We start from the raw sequence: 18,757 nt of genomic DNA on the forward strand, positions 1-18,757 counted from the left end.
AGTGAGGTCGATACGTCGGCCTTGTGTGCCCACCCTGCGGTTCTCTCGTGAATGTGCAAACCCCGCGGTGCGTTGCCTGGCGCAACGTGATTGAGGGTTGCCCACGATCAGGGACGGTAGGGCGGATGGCGTTTTATCATAGGTGCTACTGATGTTTAAAAAAGTAAACACTGCCCTGCTGGGGCTGGCTTTGTCGCTGGGGATCAGCTCTGCTCACGCGGAAGAGGCAAAGAAAGTCGATGTGCTGCTGATTGGCGGCGGCATCATGAGTGCAACCCTGGGCGTATGGCTCAATGAGCTGGAGCCGGGTTGGTCGATGGAAATGGTCGAGCGCCTCGACGGCGTGGCCGAAGAAAGCTCCAACGGCTGGAACAACGCCGGTACCGGTCACTCGGCCCTGGCTGAGCTGAACTACACCCCGGAAGACAAGAACGGCAACGTTGAGATCCCGAAAGCGGTCGAGATCAACGAAGCGTTCCAGATCTCCCGTCAGTTCTGGGCCTGGCAGGTCCAGCAGGGCGTACTGAAGAACCCGCGTTCGTTCATCAACACCACACCGCACATGAGCTTTGTGTGGGGCGATGACAACATCAAGTTCCTGAAAAAACGCTACGAAGCCCTGAAAGCGAGCCCGCTGTTCGCTGGCATGCAGTACTCCGAAGACCCGGCGCAGATCGCCAAGTGGGTTCCGCTGATGATGGAAGGGCGTGACCCGAACCAGAAAATCGCGGCTACCTGGAGCCCGCTGGGTACCGACATGAATTTCGGCGAGATCACCCGCCAGTTCGTCGCTCACTTGCAGACCACGCCTAAGTTCGACCTGAAGCTGTCGAGCGAAGTGCAGGACATCACCAAGAACGCCGACGGTTCGTGGCGTGTGAGCTACAAAAACCTGAAAGACGGCACCAAGACCGAAACCGACGCCAAGTTCGTATTCATCGGCGCGGGCGGCGGTGCACTGCACTTGCTGCAAAAGTCCGGTATTCCTGAAGCCAAGGAATACGCAGGCTTCCCGGTAGGTGGCTCGTTCCTGGTAACCGATAACCCAACCGTGGCCGAGCAGCACCTGGCCAAGGCCTACGGTAAAGCGTCGGTGGGCGCACCGCCGATGTCGGTTCCGCACTTGGACACCCGCGTGCTGGATGGCAAGCGCGTGATCCTGTTTGGCCCATTCGCGACCTTCTCGACCAAGTTCCTGAAAGAAGGCTCGTACCTGGACCTGCTGACCAGCACCACCACTCACAACATCTGGCCAATGACCAAAGTCGGTATTCGTGAATACCCACTGGTCGAGTACCTTGCTGGCCAACTGATGCTGTCGGATGACGACCGCTTCAAGGCGCTGCAGGAATACTTCCCGAACGCCAAGCAATCCGACTGGCGCCTGTGGCAAGCCGGTCAGCGCGTGCAGATCATCAAGCGTGACGAAGAGCAGGGCGGCGTCCTGAAACTCGGTACCGAAGTGGTCAGCTCCGCCGACAACACCATCGCAGGCCTGCTGGGTGCATCGCCAGGCGCGTCCACCGCGGCTCCGATCATGCTGACCGTGCTGCAGAAAGTCTTCAAGGACAAGGTCGCGACCCCTGAGTGGCAGACCAAGCTGCACCAGATCGTACCGAGCTACGGCACCAAGCTGAACGACAGCCCTGAAGCCGTTGCCAAGGAATGGGCGTACACCGCCGAAATCCTGCAACTGCCGACGCCACCTGCGATTCCTCAAGGCGCTGCTCCGAAGGCCACCGAGGCTGCCAAGCCAGCAGCTGAGCCAAGCAAGCCGGCCTCTGACCTGGCGCTGTAAGCCAAGTATCGAGCCGATGTAAAAAGCCCGCTGAACCGGTAACGGTCAGCGGGCTTTTTTGTCCCTGGCGTTCAGACCTGGAAGTGCCTGAGCTGCTCATGCAGATGCAACGCCAGTGCATTGCTGCTATCGCACAACAAGTACAGATGTTGCGCTGGCAACGGAGGCAGGTCTGTCATCTGCCTGAGCCCTTCACCCATGCGGCTTTCCTCCATCAGGCCTACCGCCACGCCACTGCGCACACAGGCCTCGACGGCGGATGAATTGGGGCTTTCCAGCAGCATCCGGTGATAAATCCCATGATCCTTCAGTACCTGCAAGGCGGCGGCGCGATAGGGGCAGCCGGCGATGGGGAGGGTGATGGGCAGTGGTGCATTCGGCGGACAGCTAAAGTGCTCGGCCGCGACCCACAGCGGCTGTACCGGGCCCAGGCGTTCTCCCTGGGCCAGCGGGTGTGCGCTGACGGTGATGGTCAGGTCCAGGTGATTGGCCGTGAACAGGTTGAGCAACTCGCCGCTGGTGCGGGCTTCAACTTCCAGTTCCAGCAGCGGGTTGGCAGCGATCAACCGGGGTAAAAACTCGCGGATGAAGGCCGGTGCATAGGTGTCCGGTATACCCAGGCGGATCTTGCCCTGCATGCGCTGGGGCATCAGCGAGATCAGCAGGCGATCATGGCTCTTGAGGAATTCGGTGGTTTCGCCCAGCAGTTTCTTACCGTAGAGCGTCAACTCCACGCCTTGGTTGCTGCGGCTGAACAAGCGTTGGCCCACCTGATCTTCGAGCTTTTGTATCTGTGTGGTCACGGTGGACGCACTGCGGTGAACCTGCTCGGCCGCTTCGTTGAAACGTCCAAAGCGCGCCACGGCGTGAAAGGTACGCAGCAGGTCAATATTCAGTTGTTTAGCCATGATTCCACTTTTATGGATTGATGGTGCAGGTTATTCAAATATACAGAATCATGCGTGACCCTTAGCCTTTCAGTCAACGTGCACTGACCGGAGGCTTCATGACGCGATCAACCTTAAAGCGGCTGCTGTTGCAGGCGGCATTTGTGCTGTCGTGGAGCTCTGGCTATATCGGCGCCAAATTGGGCACGCAGGGCGGCGGGGCGTTCAACCTGTTGTTCTGGCGATTTCTGTTGGTCTCGGTGTGCCTGGGGCTGTTCCTGAACGTCAGGTTGTTGAAGGTTTCCTGGGCGCAGGTTCGCCATTACGCCGTCATTGGGTTTCTCTCGCAGTTCCTGTACCTGAGTTGCCTTTACGTCGCGATCCAGAACGGCTTGCCTCCCGGCATTGCTGCGATTATCGCAGCGCTGCAGCCGTTGATGACGGCGGCGTTGTCGACCGGCAGCGCAACCGAGCGCAGTGGCGGCTGGCAGTGGGTTGGCCTGATGATCAGCTTCGTCGGCGTTTCCATCGTGATTGCCGGGCAGTACGGCAGTGGCGGGGAAGGCGTTGGTCTTGTCATTTACCTGCTGCCCTTGGCTGCGGCGCTGGGGCTGACGCTGGCGACCCTGTATGAGCGCCGCACTGTGCAAAACCAGGACGCAGGCTTGGTGCTACCGCTGTTCATCCAGTCGCTGCTGACCTTGATCGGTTTTGCCGGTGGCGTGCTCTACACCGACACGCTCAGTATCCCCCATGACCCTGACGTGTTGATTTCTATCGTCTGGCTCACCGTGTTCTCTACCTTCGTCGCCTATTTGAGCCTGTGGATGTTGCTGCGCGTGATGACCGCGACCCGCGTGGCGGCGTTGGTCTATCTGGAACCACCGGTCACTCTGGTATGGGCGGCGCTGATGTTTGGCGACGTAATCCAGGCTTCGACCTACGCTGGCATTGTCGTGGTCATCGCCGGGCTGTTGTTGGTGCGCCTAAAGCGACCGACTGTCGCGTGCGCCTCTTGAGGCCTGTGGGTTCAGCAAGCTGACAGACAGCACCTGTTAAAAATACCTTCAGCCAAGCAGGAGCGCGGTTGTTACAACGGGGGATTTCTAGCGGTGCAAGTGGTGGGCGTCAGCGCCCGAGGGTTTTGTATGTGGCTACGTTATGCGGCATTGACGGCCATGGTCGTCGCAGCATCCGGATGTGTGCAAGAGCGCGTGGTGCATGAGCGCAGGCCGGTACAACGCGAGTATGTAGAAGTCATCGCGCCACAACCGCCTCCGGTTCAGGTGATCGAGGTCGAGCCGCCGGTGCGCTATGGCTACATTTGGTCACGCGGCTATTGGCGTTGGGAAGGCGGGCGCTATGTCGCAGTACACGGCCACTGGGAGCCGGTGCGCGAAGGTTATCGCTACGTGCATCCACATTGGGTCCAGCGCAACGACGGCTACCATTGGCAAGGCGGTGGCTGGGTTCGTTGAGCCTTGGTCAGATCGGCTTCGTCGTGCCCAGAAGCCGAACTTCACGCAATAGCGCGGCGCCGAGTTGATCGGTGCCCAGTTCCTTGTAGCCGACGGCTTTGATTTCGCCGTTCTCTTCTGCCTGGATGAGGATCACCGGGGTTTCCTTGCCGGTGGCTTCGTCGACGTGCAGGGCGTACTGCGGAATATCCAGCTTGATCGGCGTGCCTGCGGCCTGGCCTTTCACGTTGATCAGGAAGGCTGCACAGCCCGCGTCGACGTCCAGGCTGGTGGCGGAGCGACCACTGACGAAGCAGGTCTTTGGCAGGTCGGGCCAGGTGATCGATTCGGCGATCACCGTACTGGACGCCATCGCCAAGGTAGCGAGAAGAAGCGTGCGCACGTAGGTCTTTCTCTCGATGGGGGTTGAACGCGATTTTTACCAAAGCCTGGTGGGCGTCGCAACGGCAAAGGCTCAGATCAGTCGTTTCATCCCCGCGGCCTTCGCAGCGTTCAAATCAAAGGTGGCGGTATATTCGCAGCCTGCAGCATGAGCACAGCGTTCTATCAGGCAGTCCGCGAAATCGGCTTTGCTGGCGGTGAATCGTCGCAGTGCCTGCCAGATGATCTCGGCGTGTTCGATGGTCAGTTCTCGGGTGCGTAGCAGCGTTTCGAGCACGGTCACCACATCACCCTTGGCAGACTGATAACAACTTTGCAGGACCCATACCAATTCCACCACGGACACCAGGCTGACAAAGCCCGGTGCAAAGGCGGTGAGCGACTCAATCAATTCAGATGCCTTGGCCGATTGGACGGGATCGTCCTGGGTGACATAGCGCACCAACACATTGGTATCCAGCCCGATCATCTCGCTTTCGCCCCTTGTGCCGCGATGGCACGGTTCATTTCATCCAGCGAGACGGCCTTGGCGGGCTTTTGGATCAGGCCTTTGAGGTCCTGTACGGTTTTGCTGGCGGCAATCATGGAAAATTTGCCGTCTTCCATTTCGACAAATTCAACGCGATCGCCTGTCTCCAGGCCCAGGGCAGTTCTGACCTGAACGGGAATGGTGATTTGCCCTTTTGAAGTAAGCGTGGCGGTGGCCATAGTGAAGATCTCCATCGTGATGCTCCTTACCTTAGGGTAAGGAATTATGGAGGACAAGATCCGTTGGTCCATAGGTTGCTCTTCTGGTGTGAGTTGATCGGAACAGGTAAAAAGATAGCCCGAGTTATGCCTCGGGCACGTCCGAAAACACCCGCAAAGAGATACAACATATGACCGATCGCCAGCTCATCATACCTATTGCCATGCAGCCCATTGTCGAACGCGCCGGCTACGTGCCCGCCGTCAAGATCGGCAAGACGTTGTACTGCGCGGGGCAGGTCGGACGCACGGCGGCATTGGCGGTGATTGACGATCCAGAGGCGCAATTCATCGCCGCCTGGGAGAACCTGAGGCAGGTGCTGGAGGAGGGTGGCTGTACGTTCGAGGACGTGGTGGACATGACCACCTACCACGTCAACATGAGCGAGCACATGGCGGTTTTCCGTGACGTGAAAAACCGCCTGTTCCCGCGCGGGCATTGCGCCTGGACCACCATCGGAGTGTCCGAACTGGCACACCCCGGCCTGCTGGTGGAAATCAAATGCGTGGCAGTGCAGCGCTAGCTTACTGAACCACGCGATAGCACGGCACATACGCCGCGCCGCCCGGCAGCTTCATGCGGTGCTGGGCGACAAACGCCTGTAGCAGCTCGTCCAGCGGTTTCATGATGGCCGGGTCACCGTGGATCTCGTAGGGGCCGTTCTGCTCGATCAGGCGGATGCCCTTGTCCTTCACGTTACCCGCTACGATCCCCGAGAACGCACGGCGCAGGTTGGCGGCGAGTTCGTGGGGCGGCAGCGCGTGGCTCAGTTGCAGGCTGGCCATGTTCTCGTGGGTCGGATCGAACGGGCGCTGGAAGCCTTCGTCGATCTTCAGCAGCCAGTTGAAGTGGAACGCGTCGTTGCGCTCGCGACGGAACTGTTTCACGGCCTTTAGGCCGGCGGTCATCTGGCGCGCCACTTCGGCCGGGTCGTCGATGATGATCTGATAGTGCGCCTGCGCCGCTTCGCCCAGAGTGGCACCGACAAATGCGTGCAACTGTTGCAGGTACGGCGCTGCATGCTTCGGCCCAGTGAGGATGACCGGGAACGGCAGGTCGCGGTTGTCCGGGTGCATCAGGATACCCAGCAGGTACAGGAACTCCTCGGCCGTGCCGGCGCCGCCTGGGAAGATGATGATGCCGTGGCCCACACGCACGAAGGCTTCCAGGCGTTTTTCGATGTCCGGCAGGATCACCAGCTCATTGACGATCGGGTTCGGCGCTTCGGCGGCAATGATGCCGGGCTCGGTCAGGCCCAGGTAGCGGCCTCCGGTAATGCGTTGCTTGGCGTGGGAAATGGTCGCGCCTTTCATCGGACCTTTCATCACGCCGGGGCCGCAGCCCGTGCACACGTCGAGGCTGCGCAGGCCCAGTTCATGGCCGACTTTCTTAGTGTATTTGTATTCTTCGGTGTTGATCGAGTGCCCACCCCAGCACACCACGATCTTCGGCTCGACACCGGGGCGCAGCGTACGGGCGTTGCGCAGCAGGTGGAACACATAGTCGGTGATGCCCTGGGAATTGCTCAGGTCGATGCGCTGGCTGTCCAGCTCGTTCTCGGTGTAGACGATGTCGCGCAGGGCGCTGAACAGCATTTCACGGGTGCTGGCGATCATTTCACCGTCGACGAAGGCATCGGCCGGGGCATTCAGCAGTTCCAGGCGCACGCCACGGTCTTGCTGGTGGATGCGCACTTCGAAGTCTTTGTAGGCGTCAAGGATGGTCTTGGCGTTGTCGATGTGCGCGCCGGTGTTGAGGATCGCCAGGGCGCACTGGCGGAACAGGGTGTAGATGCTGCCGGTGCCGGCTTCGCTCAGTTGCTGGACTTCACGTTGGGACAGGGTTTCGAGGCTGCCCTTGGGGCTGACGGAGGCATTGATGACTTGACGTTGGGGCATTCTGATTCCTTGAAAGCGCAGCCATCGCACCTGCAAGGGGGCGCAATGGCTTGAGAATGATGGGCGCCGAATTCGGTCGCACGAGACGGATATTTACCTCAGGCGCAAGGCCGAGCGCAAACACCGTCCAGCACCATCATGCCGCAGAACTCACTGAATCAGCTTCCAGTTTTTGTAGAAAACCCGACGCAGGGTAAAGGCCATCCCGGCAAACCCAGCGATCACAGCGTTAAGAACCATCGGCACCGGTGTCGGCCGCACGATGTCGATAAACAGGCAGTAACGCTTGGCATCATTTTTGTTGAAAGACGCGTGCATCAGGGTGTCATCGAAGATAAACAGCGGGTCGTCGTGCCAGTAATGCTTGTGCTTGCCGACCTGGATGTAGACGCCTACGTGATGGGGCGCCGGCGCCATGTTGTAGAGCACGCGGAACATCATACGCAGGGGGCCGAAGTGGAAGGAGGTGGAGCGGTTTTCATTGAATACCGACACGCCGATGGTCTTCACGAATGGTAGTTTTTTGCGCAGTTCCGGGATGTCGAGGGTGGTCTCGATGGGTTGGCCATACCATTGGAAAAACAACATGCCGCGCTTCTTCTCGGCCATGCGTTCGTCCAGATAGCCAATGATTTGGTCCTTGTGCACCATGGCATCGTCGATGACCTGTTGCAGGTCTTCACGCCAGGCCGGTGGCAGGTCGGCCATCGTGTAGACGTGGTGGTTAGGCGAGCTGAACAGGTCGAACAGGGTGTTGAACGGCGCCAGCAGCCAAGTGTTGCGGCCACTGCCGATAAAATATTTCTTGAAAGTGTCACGGTCATACAGGCCGTTGCGCAGGAAATCATAGATCCCGCAGACCACGACCAGGCTGAGAAACACCGCAGTCGTCAGGGGGATCAGGCAAATGATCAACAGGACGCCGAGTACCCAGGCGACCGACACGGCTTTTTTGCGTAAGGCAGGCTTGTTCATGAAACTCAGCTCCAGCTGGACGCCATTCGACAGGTCCGGATCCCTGGCTGCGAGTGGTAAGGGTTTTGAAACATGTTGAAACAACTGCGTCATGATAAGGCGTTCGGCGCTGGAGAGGCGTTTTAAATATTGCAAAATTGTGAAGGCTCAACACAGTTTTTAACCGTCTCAGCGCTAAGTGGATTGGATTTTGTAAACAGAAGATTTGCGACTATCGTGACGCTTCGGTTTTTTGGACGTCATAGACCGGTACGATTGAAGTTGAATGGCCACCACTGGCCTTCGGCACCTTGGAAGAGGCAGAAATTTTATGATCATCAAACCGCGGGTTCGTGGCTTCATCTGTGTGACCGCTCACCCTGTTGGCTGTGAAGCGAACGTCAAAGAGCAGATCGACTACGTGACTCAACACGGCGTCATCGAAGGCGGCCCGAAAAAGGTGCTGGTCCTCGGCGCTTCCACCGGCTACGGCCTGGCCGCGCGCATCAGTGCTGCCTTTGGCTGCGGCGCCGACACCCTGGGCGTGTTTTTTGAGAAAGAAGGCGAAGAAGGCAAGCTGAGCTCCGCAGGCTGGTACAACAGCGCCGCGTTCGAGAAGTTTGCCGTCGAGAAAGGCCTGTACGCCAAGAGCATCAACGGCGACGCGTTCTCCGACGAGATCAAGCGCCTGACCATCGAAACCATCAAGAAAGACCTGGGCAAGATCGATCTGGTGGTCTACAGCCTGGCCGCGCCGCGCCGTACCGACCCGCAAGGCGTGGTGCACAACTCCACCCTCAAGCCGATCGGCAAGGCCGTGACCCTGCGCGGTATCAATACCGACAAGGGCGTTGTGGTCGACACCACGCTTGAGCCTGCAACCCAGGAAGAAATCGACGGCACCGTCAAAGTGATGGGCGGCGAAGACTGGCAGCTGTGGATCGACGCCCTGCGTGACGCCGACGTGCTGGCCGAAGGTGCCAAGACCACTGCGTTCACCTACCTTGGTGAGAAGCTGACCCAGGACATCTACTGGAACGGCTCCATCGGCGAAGCCAAGAAAGACTTGGACAAGAAAGTCCTGACCCTGCGCGACAACCTCGCGGCACTCAAGGGCGACGCCCGTGTGTCGGTGCTCAAGGCCGTGGTCACCCAGGCCAGCTCGGCCATTCCAATCATGCCGCTGTACCTGTCGCTGCTGTTCAAAGTGATGAAAGAGCAGGGCACTCACGAAGGTTGCATCGAACAGGTCTACGGTCTGTTCAAGGACAGCCTGTACGGCAGCCAGCCAAAACTCGACGCCGATGGCCGCTTGCGTGCCGACCTGGCCGAGCTGGAGCCGAAGGTCCAGGACGCCGTGGCGGCACTGTGGAATCAGGTCACCGACGACAACGTCAACGAGATCAGCGATTTTGCCGGCTACAAGGCTGAATTCCTGCGTTTGTTCGGCTTTGAAATCGACGGTGTGGACTACGAGGCTGACGTGAATCCGACCGTGAAGATCAACGGTCTCATCTCGGCTTAAGTGATGGAATAGACAGCAGTCTCGATTATGAGGCTGCTGTTTTGTGCTTCCCCAACGCGCGTTCAGCCTTGGTTGAACAGTCGAAGGGCCTTGCTAAAACCAGTGCGCTTGATACTCACCACCTCTTTCTCCCATAGCGGATTCAGGGGCACGTGATAGCCGCTGTCTTTGGCTGTCTTGACCAATTCCGCCATTTCTTTGCTGTCGTGGATCATGCAGATTTCATCGAACCGCCCCAGCTTGGTCGGCAGGAAGAACGTTGCCGGGTAGTTGGCGGCGACATCCGTCATAGGGTTCCCTGCGTCCGTACTGTGGTGAACCACTGGCTCCTCGTTGCCCACCAGGCGGTGATTGATCAGCTCAATCATTTGCTTTACTCGCGGTGAGATGTTACCGAGATCTTGGTCTTCCTTCTTATAGAAGAGATGAGGGTTTTCATAGTCTTCACACAATTCCATCGGCACCTGGAAAGCCTTGGGGTCTGAATAATGCTGTCTGTAGCTATCAACCCTTTTGGTCAAAACGCTGTGCGCGACATCGGGCAGCGGTAGCCGGTCCTCAACGCCGTAGTTGCTGAGGTGGGGCGCCACCATGTGCAGGTCATAGTCGGCCGTCAACGGTTTGCCTCCCGCGCGTTCCGCCAGCACTTCAATAGGCTTGCCCTTATGGCTGATCAGATAGTTATCTGCTGAGGGTGAAGTGCGTTTGCCTTCGAATGTATACACCTGCTGGCTAGGCCCCTGGGCGCTGAAGCGCAGTATGCCGTCCTTCTCTGTGGGTGCCAGTTCAGCGATGTGGCCGAGTTTCATCAATTCACCGAGGCGATTTTGTGAGATCTCCAGAGGGATGGCGACTGCATCGTTCTTGCGGATGCAATCCGCGACTTGCTCATTGGCGCGGTTCAGTTTCTCGGGGGCTTCGTGCTTGAATTTCTCAAGCTTGCCGAAGGCTTGATCCGCGCAGATCAGGCCGGCCTGCGGTCCCCAGTTGGCACTTTTTCCCTTGATATGAAAGTTCTTGGTGGGGTGGCCGGCGTCTATCAACCCGGTGGCGACGGTTTCGACTGGACGCACGCCGATGATGGAGTTGGTCTGCGCCGCAATTTCCTGCAAGGGGACAAGGTGGCTTGGGACTATTCCCGTTTGTTTCCTGGTGCGCTCGAATGCGATCCTTACCGAGTCGTTTGCCTCTGGTGCAGTGGCCGTCGAACGACGCGGTGGAGAGCCTTGCAAAGCATTCAAGCCAAGCTGACGCGATATCTGGGCTGAACTCAGTACGCCTATCATGGTGCATCTCCAAATCATGTTTTATTGGCATGTTGGATGATCCCTTCCAGACCCCAGTATTCCTTCGATTGCACGGGAGACATTAAAGAAGCCATTCTTCGGCGGGGAGGAAAAAGTATGACGGCTTGTATGAAGCGTAATGGGAGGCGGGTCGTTCCGGTGCGCAAACGTGATGCGGCCTAGGTGTTTGTTGCGTTTGAGCGGTGAAATTATCAGAGCGATCCTACGCGTGTTGACTCGCGGCTGGGTGCGATCAGCATGGGGAACTGTCGTGCAACTGAATGGGAGGAGCGTATGACAATTCGGGCAGTGGTTTTTGACTTCGGCGGTGTCCTGTTCGACTGGAGCCCGCAGCACCTGTACCGCAAGCTGATTGCCGATGATCACGAGCGGCAATGGTTTCTCGAGAATATCTGCACCCAGGCCTGGAACACCGAGCAGGACGCTGGTCGCTCCTTGGCCGAAGGTACCCGCAGCCTGATCGAGCAGCACCCAGCTCATGAACGACTGATCCAGGCCTATTACGACCGTTGGCACGAAATGCTGCGTGGCCCATTGACGGAAGGCGTGGCGATCCTCAAGGCGCTGCACCAGGCCGATATGCCGTTGTTCGGGCTCACCAACTGGTCGGCTGAAACCTTTCCTTATGCGCGGGCCAACTACCCGTTCCTGCAGTGCTTTCGCGATATCGTGGTGTCTGGCGAGCTGAAACTGATCAAGCCTGACGCGGCAATCTACGACGCCAGTCTCAGTCAGGTACGCGGCCACCTGCCGGACATCCAGCCCTCTGAAGTTGTATTTATCGATGATGTTGCCGGCAATATCGAGGCGGCCATCGCCCTCGGCTGGCAGGGGATCCACCACGTGTCGGCCGAAGGTACCGCCGCGCAATTGCGAGCGTTGGGCGTGAGCTTCTAGCGCGCCCACTTTTCCATGGCGAAATCCACGAAGGCGCGCAGTTTGGGCAGGCGATAACGGTCCTGGCCGTAGAGCAGGTGCATGGGGCGGCTGGGGAGTCGATAGGCAGTGAGCAAGGCCACCAGCTTGCCGCTTTCCAGGTCCGGTTGTACCAGGGCGTCGGCCAGCATGATGATGCCCATGCCGTTGACGGCCGCCTGGCGTAAGCCTTGCGAGCTGTTGATGGTCAATGAGCCGGACACCGGGACCTCCACCTCGCCGCCCTCGCCGGTCATTCGCCACAGTTTGTCGGCGTCGCGCCAGTTGTCACTTGCCGGGTAGGCAAACGCCAGGCAGTCGTGGTGCTGCAGCTCATCGGGCGTTTGCGGCGTGCCCCGTCGTGCCAGGTATTCAGGTGACGCGCAGAGTGTGAGGGTGTAGTCCTGCATTGGCCGGGCGATCAGGCTGGAGGTTTCCAGTTCACCAAGACGGATCGCCACGTCGAAGCCGCTGTCGACCAAGTCCATCCGCTCATTGCTCAGCACCACGTACAGGTTGATCAGTGGGTAGCGCCGGGAAAATTCGCTCAAGGCCGGTGTCAGGCGTTCGGTGCCGAACACGGGGGGCGCAGTGATGCGCAGATTGCCTTTGGGGATATCGCTGTGGGCTTGCTCGGCAAGTTGTTCGGAGTCGGCCACCAACCCCAGCACTTCCAGGCAGCGCTGGTAATACTGCCCGCCGAATTCCGTGAGGCTTTGTTTGCGCGTGGTGCGTTTGAGCAGGCTCACGCCCAGGCGCTGCTCCAAGGCACGCAGATGGTTGCCGACCATGGTGGTGGACATCCCGCAGGCATGGGCTGCTGCCGTCATGCTGCCGGTCTCGACCACCTTCACGTACACCGACATTGCCTGGAACAGATCCATTATCAAGCCTTGATTTAAAGTCATTGCAGGAATGTGCAGTTTATCCAGCTCAGGTGGCTAACGATACTGCAGCCATCACTACGATGCACTGGAGCCCGCACCATGACCGCCGCCTGCCTGATGACCACTTATCAACCCTTGGCCCTGAGCTTCACGCGTGGCCTGGGCACGCGACTCTGGGACCAGCAGGGCCGCGAATACCTGGACGCGGTCGCCGGCGTGGCAGTGACCAATGTCGGCCATTCGCACCCCCGGCTGGTGACGGCGATCAGCGAGCAGGCTGGGCTCTTGCTGCACACCTCCAACCTCTACAGCATCGACTGGCAACAACGGCTGGCCCAGCGCCTCTCTCAGTTGTCAGGCCTGGACCGCGCCTTCTTCAACAATTCCGGTGCTGAAGCCAATGAGACAGCGCTCAAGCTGGCGCGCCTGCATGGCTGGAAAAAGGGCATCGAAGAGCCGTTGGTGGTGGTGATGGAGAACGCCTTTCATGGCCGTACCCTCGGCACCATGGCCGCGAGCGATGGCCCTTCGGTGCGGCTGGGCTTCCAGCGTTTGCCGGGGGATTTTCTCAAGGTGGGCTTTGGTGATCTGGAGGCGCTGGAGGTGATCACCCAGAAGTTTGGTCCGCGTATCGCGGCGGTGCTGCTGGAGCCGATCCAGGGGGAAAGTGGTGTACTGCCTGCACCACCGGGTTACCTGCGAGCCCTGCGCGACCACTGCACAGGCCATGGCTGGCTGATGATGCTGGACGAAATCCAGACCGGCATCGGCCGCACTGGCACCTGGTTCGCCTTCCAGCATGAAGGCATCGTCCCGGACGTGATGACCCTGGCCAAAGGCCTGGGCAATGGTGTGCCGATCGGCGCGTGCCTGGCACGGTCCGCCGTGGCCCAATTGTTCACGCCGGGCAGTCACGGCAGCACCTTTGGTGGCAACCCGCTGGCGTGTCGTGTGGGGTGCACTGTGCTGGACATCATCGAAGAACAAGGTTTGCTACAGAACGCCGCGCAACAGGGCGAGCGCCTACTGGCGCGGTTGCGCGTGGAGTTGAGTGAACATCCGCAGGTCCTGGCGATTCGTGGCCAGGGGCTGATGATCGGCATCGAGCTGGCCAGCCCCTACCGTGACCTGGCTCAACGCGCCGCTCAGGAACACGGGCTGCTGATCAACGTCACGCGGGGCAAGATCATTCGCTTGCTGCCGCCGCTGACCCTGGATACCAAGGAGGTCGAGATGATCGTGCGGGCCATTACTCGGTTGCTGGCGTAGGGCCGTTGAGCCATTCCTGGTTCAGGGTTTCGGTATCGCCCAGGTAGTCCAACAGCCAGGCCATGGCCGGGGACAGCTTGTTCTGCGCCCAGGCCACACACGACGGGCTGGCCGGAAACGGCCGGCTCAATTGCAGTGCCACCAACTCATCGCGCTCGATCCACGGCAACACCTGATGCGCTGGCGCCATGCCGACGCACAGGCCGTCGCGCAGGCAATCGATGGCAGACGCCCAATTGGGCACCACCAGGCGTCGCTGGTTATCCAATGTCCACGTGTCGCGCTTGGGCAGGTTGCGCGAGGTGTCGGTCATGCACAGCGAGGCGAAAGGGCGTAGTTGATCGTCACTCAGTAACCCTTCGACGCTGGCCAGCGGGTGTCGCGCGCTGACCACGCACAGCCAGTTCAACAAGCCCATGTCGCGGAAAGTGAAGTGACTGGCCACCGGCACGGCGCTGGTCGCGCCGATCACGATGTCGGTGCGTTCATCGGCCAGGGCATCCCATACGCCGTTGTACACCTCGTACTCCAGCAACAGCTCGACCTCAGGAAATTGTCGATAGAAGTCCAGCACCAACTGCCGACAGCGCTGAGGTTTGACGATGGAATCCACGGCCACCTTCAACTGGCCGCTCCAGCCGTTGGCGACCTGCTGGCATAGGCGTCGGGTGCCGAGCATTTTTTTCATCACGCCACGGGCTTCGTCGATAAACAGGCGGCCAGCGGGCGTCAGTTCCACATCCCGGTGGCGCCGCACAAACAGTGGCACTGCCAACCATTCTTCCAACTGGCGCACGGTATAGCTGACGGCTGACGGCACGCGATGCAGTTCCTGAGCGGCGGCGCTGAAACTGCCATGGCGCGCCACGGCATCGACCACATCCAGGGAATATTCTGACCACATGGTGGCTGCCTTCAAATTTATTGATAAAAGTGTCCAATTATTATCGCTTCACACAGAAACTGTCAGCTTCATAATGGGCGCCAGTCAGCAAATAGTTTGATGGCAGGATTAACAAGGCTTCAATGAAAAATTCTTTTGGTTTCACTTGGTATCTGGCGGGGCTGAGCATGCTCGGTTACCTCGCCATGGATATGTACTTGCCGGCATTCGGCGCCATGGGCGAACAGCTGCAGATTGGCGCAGGCGCGGTGGGTGCCAGCTTGAGTATTTTCCTCGCCGGCTTTGCCGTGGGGCAGTTGTTGTGGGGGCCATTGTCCGACCGTCTGGGGCGCAAGCCCGTCCTGCTCGCCGGTTTGAGCCTGTTTGTACTGGGCTGCGCGGGGATGTTCTGGGTCGAGACCGCCCCGCAGTTGCTGGCGCTGCGTTTTGTCCAGGCGATTGGTGTGTGTTCCGCTGCCGTCAGTTGGCAGGCACTGGTGATCGATCGCTACCCGGCCGACAAGGCTCATCGTGTGTTCGCCAGCATCATGCCGCTGATGTCGTTGTCGCCAGCGTTGGCGCCGTTGCTGGGCGCGATGGTGCTGAATCACTTGGGTTGGCAGGCGATCTTCGGCGTATTGCTGGGCGTTTCATTGCTGTTGCTGCTACCGACATTGTTCCTGCGCACCACGGCGAAACGTCCGGCAGAGGCGGGTGAGCGTTCGCACCTCGGTTATGGGCAGTTACTGACGTCTCGCGTGTTTACCGGCAACGTCATGATCTTCGCCGCCTGCTCGGCCAGTTTCTTCGCCTGGCTGACGGCTTCGCCCTTCATCCTGGGCGACATGGGCTACAGCCCCAATGACATTGGCCTGAGCTACGTATTGCCGACATTGGCCTTCCTGGTCGGAGGCTACAGTTGCCGCAGCGCCTTGCAGCACTTCCAGGGCAAGACGCTGTTGCCCTGGTTGCTGCTGGCGTATTGCATCAGCATGCTGGCGTTGTACCTGGTTGCCACGCTGACGGTGCCGACCCTCACCACCTTGCTGATTCCGTTCTGCCTGATGGCGCTGGTCAACGGTGCCAGTTACCCCATTGTCGTGGCGAATGCGCTGATGCCGTTTGCGGAAAATTCCGGCAAGGCGGCGGCATTGCAAAACACCCTGCAACTGGGCCTGTGTTTCCTCAGCAGCCTGCTGGTGTCGTCGATGATCGAGCAACCGCTGCTGATTACCGTGATCGTGATGCTGGCGACCGCGCCACTGGCGGTGTTGGGTTACTGGCTGGCGCGGCCGAAAGCCGGTGATTCGGAACTGGCGACCGCCTAGAACGTCACTTCCAGGTTCACCGTCGGCGTCGATGTGCGGCTACCCCGGCCGCCATCCACGCCGAACTTGTTATGCCAATACTCGTAACCCACCCCAAGGTAGAGGTTTGGCTTGACGCTTTTGCCCGGTCGCACCGCCACCATCAGCGCGGTGCGCATCAGGGCCTCGGGCGCGGTGTCACGGCCGTGGTAGTCCTTGCCTTTTTCCCCGACGTAATTGATGAAACCCTGGAATTTCGCCGCATGGTTGGCGATTTCGAAGGGGCGCATCCACGTCAGGTTGAGCATGTAGGTGTCATCAAACGTGTGGTTCGACTCTTTCGCGCCGGGGATGCCGGTGTGGTTCCTTTCCTTGTAGTACATCAGGCTCAGGTCGAGGACGCCGACGGTGTTGAACTTCAGCGTTGGGCCGATCACCAGTGCGCGTTTCTTGGCTGAGGCGAAGTTGTTGTTACGGTTGGCGTCAAAACCCAGGGTCAGCGCGTAATCCTTGACCAGGCCGGTGCCCAACGGCACATCGAACACCCGCGACGCATACAGTTGGTGGCGATACACCGCGTACACCTCACTCCCGCCATGATCGGTGCCCTTGCGCGGGTCGCGGCTGTCGGACAGGAACACATCGAGGTTGAGGAAATTGCTGCCGTACTGGTAGCCGCTGGCGTGGGTGAAACTGTAGATGCGCTTGCTGAATTCGTCAGGGTTATTCGGATTGGTGAACTGCTGGCCGTAGCGGAATCCTACGCTGTTGTTCATCCATTCCACTGCGACGGCCTCCCCGCCGCCGAGCAGGGTGAGTGCGACGGTTGCGCCCTGTAGTGCCTTTTTCATTGTTTTGGGTCCTTTGGCGTTCTGGCTCATCACGGCCGGGTTGTTTTTGTAACGCCGATGGAGGGTAACTTGTTCGATTGATTGTATACAACTCTATGGACATCCAGTCCAAACATTGCATACAGTGGCCGCACAACAAAAACAGAGAACCCCTCACCATGACTATCCCGAAGGCGTCACCGCAGCGGCCAGAAGATGAGAATCTCGGCGTCGCCGCCAACATGGCTTACGGCCTGCAACATGTGCTCACGATGTATGGCGGCATTGTTGCGGTGCCCCTGATTGTCGGCCAGGCGGCCGGGTTGTCCCCGGCGGATATCGGCCTGCTGATTGCCGCGTCGCTGTTTGCCGGTGGCTTGGCCACGCTGTTGCAGACCTTGGGTCTACCGTTTTTTGGCTGTCAGTTGCCGCTGGTGCAGGGCGTGTCGTTTGCCGGTGTGGCAACCATGGTGGCGATTGTCGGCAGTGATGGCGCCGGCGGGGTGCCGGCGATTCTCGGGGCCGTCATGGCCGCGTCGTTGATCGGGTTATTGATAACCCCGGTGTTTTCACGGATCACCAAGTTCTTCCCGCCGTTGGTCACGGGCATCGTGATCACCACCATCGGCCTGACCCTGATGCCCGTTGCGGCGCGCTGGGCCATGGGCGGCAACAGTCGCGCGGCGGATTTTGGCAGCATGTCCAACATCGGCCTGGCGGCGCTGACCCTGGTGCTGGTGTTGCTGCTGAGCAAGATCGGCAGCGCGACTATTTCGCGTCTGTCGATTTTGCTGGCGATGGTCATCGGCACGGTGATTGCGGTATTCCTCGGCATGGCCGACTTCTCCGGCGTGACCCAGGGTCCGATGTTCGGTTTCCCCACACCATTCCATTTCGGCATGCCAACCTTCCATGTCGCCGCGATCATTTCCATGTGCATCGCGGTGATGGTGACCCTGGTCGAAACCTCGGCGGACATCCTGGCCGTAGGCGAGATCATCGACACCAAGGTCGATTCGAAACGCCTGGGCAACGGCCTGCGCGCCGATATGCTGTCGAGCATGTTTGCGCCGATCTTCGGCTCATTCACCCAAAGCGCCTTCGCCCAGAACGTCGGCCTGGTGGCGGTGACCGGGGTGAAGAGCCGCTTTGTGGTAGCCACGGGCGGGCTGTTCCTGGTAATTCTCGGCTTGTTGCCCTTTATGGGCAGGGTGATCGCGGCGGTGCCGACTTCCGTGTTGGGCGGGGCCGGGATTGTGCTGTTCGGTACCGTGGCGGCCAGTGGTATCCGCACGCTGTCGAAGGTGGATTACCGCAACAACATGAACCTGATCATCGTGGCCACTTCCATCGGTTTTGGCATGATCCCGATTGCGGCACCGAGCTTCTATGATCACTTCCCGACCTGGTTCGCGACCATCTTCCACTCAGGGATCAGTTCGTCGGCGATCATGGCGATTTTGCTGAACCTGGCATTCAACCACTTCACCGCCGGTAACTCAGACCAGCAGTCGGTGTTTGTGGCGGGGACCGAGCGTAGCCTGTGCTTCCGTGATGTGTCGGAACTGCGCGATGGGGATTACTTCAAGGGCGGCAAGTTGTTTGATGCCGAGGGGCGGGAGATTCCGCTGGTGCCGGATGCCCCGAAAAGGTCAACCAAAGCTGAGGCTACCGAGGTCTGAAGTAAGTA

19 protein-coding genes are annotated in these 18,757 nt (G+C 59.4%); 9 read left to right on the forward strand and 10 right to left on the reverse strand.

Features of this window, described 5'->3' with window-relative positions; genetic code table 11:
* The first annotated feature begins 151 nt into the window (after positions 1-151).
* Positions 152-1,798 (forward strand): malate dehydrogenase (quinone), encoded by a 1,647-nt coding sequence (mqo, locus tag ACP7EW_RS13040; protein WP_033902554.1) that lies wholly within the window; start codon positions 152-154, stop codon positions 1,796-1,798.
* Positions 1,799-1,869: 71 nt separating this feature from the next.
* Here the strand turns inward: mqo and ACP7EW_RS13045 are convergent, their stop codons facing one another.
* Positions 1,870-2,706, reverse strand: coding sequence for a LysR family transcriptional regulator (locus ACP7EW_RS13045; RefSeq protein ID WP_426217448.1), 837 nt, complete (start codon positions 2,704-2,706; stop codon positions 1,870-1,872).
* Between the two features lie 98 nt (positions 2,707-2,804).
* Between ACP7EW_RS13045 and ACP7EW_RS13050 the strand changes: the two genes are divergently transcribed.
* Positions 2,805-3,704 carry a DMT family transporter gene (locus tag ACP7EW_RS13050; protein ID WP_426217450.1) on the forward strand — a complete coding sequence of 300 codons (900 nt, stop codon included), beginning with the start codon at positions 2,805-2,807 and terminating at the stop codon, positions 3,702-3,704.
* 129 nt (positions 3,705-3,833) lie between these two features.
* Positions 3,834-4,163, forward strand: coding sequence for a YXWGXW repeat-containing protein (locus ACP7EW_RS13055; RefSeq protein WP_033902551.1), 330 nt, complete (start codon positions 3,834-3,836; stop codon positions 4,161-4,163).
* A 7-nt stretch (positions 4,164-4,170) separates the two neighbouring features.
* On the opposite strand, the gene ACP7EW_RS13060 is transcribed toward ACP7EW_RS13055, so the two are convergent.
* The 3 genes from ACP7EW_RS13060 to ACP7EW_RS13070 all read right to left on the reverse strand — a co-directional run bounded on the left by ACP7EW_RS13060 (position 4,171) and on the right by ACP7EW_RS13070 (position 5,267).
* Complete coding sequence (locus ACP7EW_RS13060; protein WP_426218059.1) at positions 4,171-4,515, reverse strand: hypothetical protein; 345 nt, start codon at positions 4,513-4,515, stop codon at positions 4,171-4,173.
* Positions 4,516-4,617: 102 nt separating this feature from the next.
* A complete protein-coding gene (locus tag ACP7EW_RS13065) occupies positions 4,618-5,013 on the reverse strand; it encodes a PIN domain-containing protein (protein ID WP_426217452.1) in 396 nt (131 codons plus the stop codon).
* Positions 5,010-5,267 carry an AbrB/MazE/SpoVT family DNA-binding domain-containing protein gene (locus tag ACP7EW_RS13070; protein WP_426217454.1) on the reverse strand — a complete coding sequence of 86 codons (258 nt, stop codon included), beginning with the start codon at positions 5,265-5,267 and terminating at the stop codon, positions 5,010-5,012. The genes ACP7EW_RS13065 and ACP7EW_RS13070 overlap by 4 nt, the downstream gene beginning before the upstream one ends.
* A gap of 155 nt (positions 5,268-5,422) precedes the next feature.
* On the opposite strand from ACP7EW_RS13070, the gene ACP7EW_RS13075 reads away from it, so the two are divergent.
* A complete protein-coding gene (locus tag ACP7EW_RS13075; protein WP_038850371.1) occupies positions 5,423-5,815 on the forward strand; it encodes a RidA family protein in 393 nt (130 codons plus the stop codon).
* 1 nt (position 5,816) lies between these two features.
* Here ACP7EW_RS13075 and ppnN read toward each other — a convergent pair whose 3' ends face one another.
* The gene (gene ppnN, locus ACP7EW_RS13080; protein ID WP_025856956.1) at positions 5,817-7,190 is read right to left on the reverse strand and encodes a nucleotide 5'-monophosphate nucleosidase PpnN; all 1,374 of its coding nucleotides are present in this window, start codon (positions 7,188-7,190) and stop codon (positions 5,817-5,819) included.
* Positions 7,191-7,340: 150 nt separating this feature from the next.
* A complete protein-coding gene (locus tag ACP7EW_RS13085; RefSeq protein WP_426217456.1) occupies positions 7,341-8,165 on the reverse strand; it encodes an aspartyl/asparaginyl beta-hydroxylase domain-containing protein in 825 nt (274 codons plus the stop codon).
* Between the two features lie 310 nt (positions 8,166-8,475).
* Here ACP7EW_RS13085 and fabV point away from each other — a divergent pair, with 310 nt between their 5' ends.
* Positions 8,476-9,669: an enoyl-ACP reductase FabV gene (gene fabV, locus ACP7EW_RS13090; protein ID WP_033902545.1), complete on the forward strand. Its 1,194-nt coding sequence runs from the start codon at positions 8,476-8,478 to the stop codon at positions 9,667-9,669.
* 62 nt (positions 9,670-9,731) lie between these two features.
* On the opposite strand, the gene ACP7EW_RS13095 is transcribed toward fabV, so the two are convergent.
* Positions 9,732-10,955: an anthrax toxin-like adenylyl cyclase domain-containing protein gene (locus ACP7EW_RS13095; RefSeq protein ID WP_426217459.1), complete on the reverse strand. Its 1,224-nt coding sequence runs from the start codon at positions 10,953-10,955 to the stop codon at positions 9,732-9,734.
* A 294-nt stretch (positions 10,956-11,249) separates the two neighbouring features.
* Here ACP7EW_RS13095 and ACP7EW_RS13100 point away from each other — a divergent pair, with 294 nt between their 5' ends.
* Entirely contained in the window at positions 11,250-11,873 is a 624-nt protein-coding gene (locus ACP7EW_RS13100) for an HAD family hydrolase (protein WP_426217461.1), read from the forward strand.
* Here ACP7EW_RS13100 and ACP7EW_RS13105 read toward each other — a convergent pair.
* A complete protein-coding gene (locus ACP7EW_RS13105; RefSeq protein WP_038850375.1) occupies positions 11,870-12,775 on the reverse strand; it encodes a LysR family transcriptional regulator in 906 nt (301 codons plus the stop codon). The genes ACP7EW_RS13100 and ACP7EW_RS13105 overlap by 4 nt on opposite strands.
* A gap of 102 nt (positions 12,776-12,877) precedes the next feature.
* Between ACP7EW_RS13105 and ACP7EW_RS13110 the strand changes: the two genes are divergently transcribed.
* Positions 12,878-14,047, forward strand: coding sequence for an aspartate aminotransferase family protein (locus ACP7EW_RS13110; RefSeq protein ID WP_426217464.1), 1,170 nt, complete (start codon positions 12,878-12,880; stop codon positions 14,045-14,047).
* Here ACP7EW_RS13110 and punR read toward each other — a convergent pair.
* Positions 14,028-14,951, reverse strand: coding sequence for a DNA-binding transcriptional activator PunR (gene punR / locus ACP7EW_RS13115; RefSeq protein WP_426217466.1), 924 nt, complete (start codon positions 14,949-14,951; stop codon positions 14,028-14,030). The genes ACP7EW_RS13110 and punR overlap by 20 nt on opposite strands.
* 122 nt (positions 14,952-15,073) lie before the next feature.
* Here punR and punC point away from each other — a divergent pair, with 122 nt between their 5' ends.
* Positions 15,074-16,258 carry a purine nucleoside transporter PunC gene (punC, locus tag ACP7EW_RS13120; protein WP_426217468.1) on the forward strand — a complete coding sequence of 395 codons (1,185 nt, stop codon included), beginning with the start codon at positions 15,074-15,076 and terminating at the stop codon, positions 16,256-16,258.
* Here punC and ACP7EW_RS13125 read toward each other — a convergent pair.
* Positions 16,255-17,088 (reverse strand): nucleoside-binding protein, encoded by an 834-nt coding sequence (locus ACP7EW_RS13125; RefSeq protein ID WP_426217470.1) that lies wholly within the window; start codon positions 17,086-17,088, stop codon positions 16,255-16,257. The two genes, punC and ACP7EW_RS13125, sit on opposite strands and share 4 nt — an antisense overlap.
* Positions 17,089-17,246: 158 nt before the next feature.
* Between ACP7EW_RS13125 and ACP7EW_RS13130 the strand changes: the two genes are divergently transcribed.
* Positions 17,247-18,749, forward strand: coding sequence for a nucleobase:cation symporter-2 family protein (locus ACP7EW_RS13130; RefSeq protein WP_426217472.1), 1,503 nt, complete (start codon positions 17,247-17,249; stop codon positions 18,747-18,749).
* Positions 18,750-18,757 lie beyond the last annotated feature (8 nt).

Origin of the sequence: Pseudomonas sp. DWRC2-2, from assembly GCF_049897885.1 — a bacterium.
Classification (GTDB): domain Bacteria; phylum Pseudomonadota; class Gammaproteobacteria; order Pseudomonadales; family Pseudomonadaceae; genus Aquipseudomonas; species Aquipseudomonas azotoformans_A.

What these genes read in the sequence shown, in the direction of transcription:
- mqo (WP_033902554.1), top strand. Translation starts at nt 152, where the DNA reads ATGTTTAAAAAAGTAAACACTGCCCTGCTGGGGCTGGCTTTGTCGCTG.
- ACP7EW_RS13045 (WP_426217448.1), bottom strand. Translation starts at nt 2,706, where the DNA reads ATGGCTAAACAACTGAATATTGACCTGCTGCGTACCTTTCACGCCGTG.
- ACP7EW_RS13050 (WP_426217450.1), top strand. Translation starts at nt 2,805, where the DNA reads ATGACGCGATCAACCTTAAAGCGGCTGCTGTTGCAGGCGGCATTTGTG.
- ACP7EW_RS13055 (WP_033902551.1), top strand. Translation starts at nt 3,834, where the DNA reads ATGTGGCTACGTTATGCGGCATTGACGGCCATGGTCGTCGCAGCATCC.
- ACP7EW_RS13060 (WP_426218059.1), bottom strand. Translation starts at nt 4,515, where the DNA reads ATGGCGTCCAGTACGGTGATCGCCGAATCGATCACCTGGCCCGACCTG.
- ACP7EW_RS13065 (WP_426217452.1), bottom strand. Translation starts at nt 5,013, where the DNA reads ATGATCGGGCTGGATACCAATGTGTTGGTGCGCTATGTCACCCAGGAC.
- ACP7EW_RS13070 (WP_426217454.1), bottom strand. Translation starts at nt 5,267, where the DNA reads ATGGAGATCTTCACTATGGCCACCGCCACGCTTACTTCAAAAGGGCAA.
- ACP7EW_RS13075 (WP_038850371.1), top strand. Translation starts at nt 5,423, where the DNA reads ATGACCGATCGCCAGCTCATCATACCTATTGCCATGCAGCCCATTGTC.
- ppnN (WP_025856956.1), bottom strand. Translation starts at nt 7,190, where the DNA reads ATGCCCCAACGTCAAGTCATCAATGCCTCCGTCAGCCCCAAGGGCAGC.
- ACP7EW_RS13085 (WP_426217456.1), bottom strand. Translation starts at nt 8,165, where the DNA reads ATGAACAAGCCTGCCTTACGCAAAAAAGCCGTGTCGGTCGCCTGGGTA.
- fabV (WP_033902545.1), top strand. Translation starts at nt 8,476, where the DNA reads ATGATCATCAAACCGCGGGTTCGTGGCTTCATCTGTGTGACCGCTCAC.
- ACP7EW_RS13095 (WP_426217459.1), bottom strand. Translation starts at nt 10,955, where the DNA reads ATGATAGGCGTACTGAGTTCAGCCCAGATATCGCGTCAGCTTGGCTTG.
- ACP7EW_RS13100 (WP_426217461.1), top strand. Translation starts at nt 11,250, where the DNA reads ATGACAATTCGGGCAGTGGTTTTTGACTTCGGCGGTGTCCTGTTCGAC.
- ACP7EW_RS13105 (WP_038850375.1), bottom strand. Translation starts at nt 12,775, where the DNA reads ATGGATCTGTTCCAGGCAATGTCGGTGTACGTGAAGGTGGTCGAGACC.
- ACP7EW_RS13110 (WP_426217464.1), top strand. Translation starts at nt 12,878, where the DNA reads ATGACCGCCGCCTGCCTGATGACCACTTATCAACCCTTGGCCCTGAGC.
- punR (WP_426217466.1), bottom strand. Translation starts at nt 14,951, where the DNA reads ATGTGGTCAGAATATTCCCTGGATGTGGTCGATGCCGTGGCGCGCCAT.
- punC (WP_426217468.1), top strand. Translation starts at nt 15,074, where the DNA reads ATGAAAAATTCTTTTGGTTTCACTTGGTATCTGGCGGGGCTGAGCATG.
- ACP7EW_RS13125 (WP_426217470.1), bottom strand. Translation starts at nt 17,088, where the DNA reads ATGAAAAAGGCACTACAGGGCGCAACCGTCGCACTCACCCTGCTCGGC.
- ACP7EW_RS13130 (WP_426217472.1), top strand. Translation starts at nt 17,247, where the DNA reads ATGACTATCCCGAAGGCGTCACCGCAGCGGCCAGAAGATGAGAATCTC.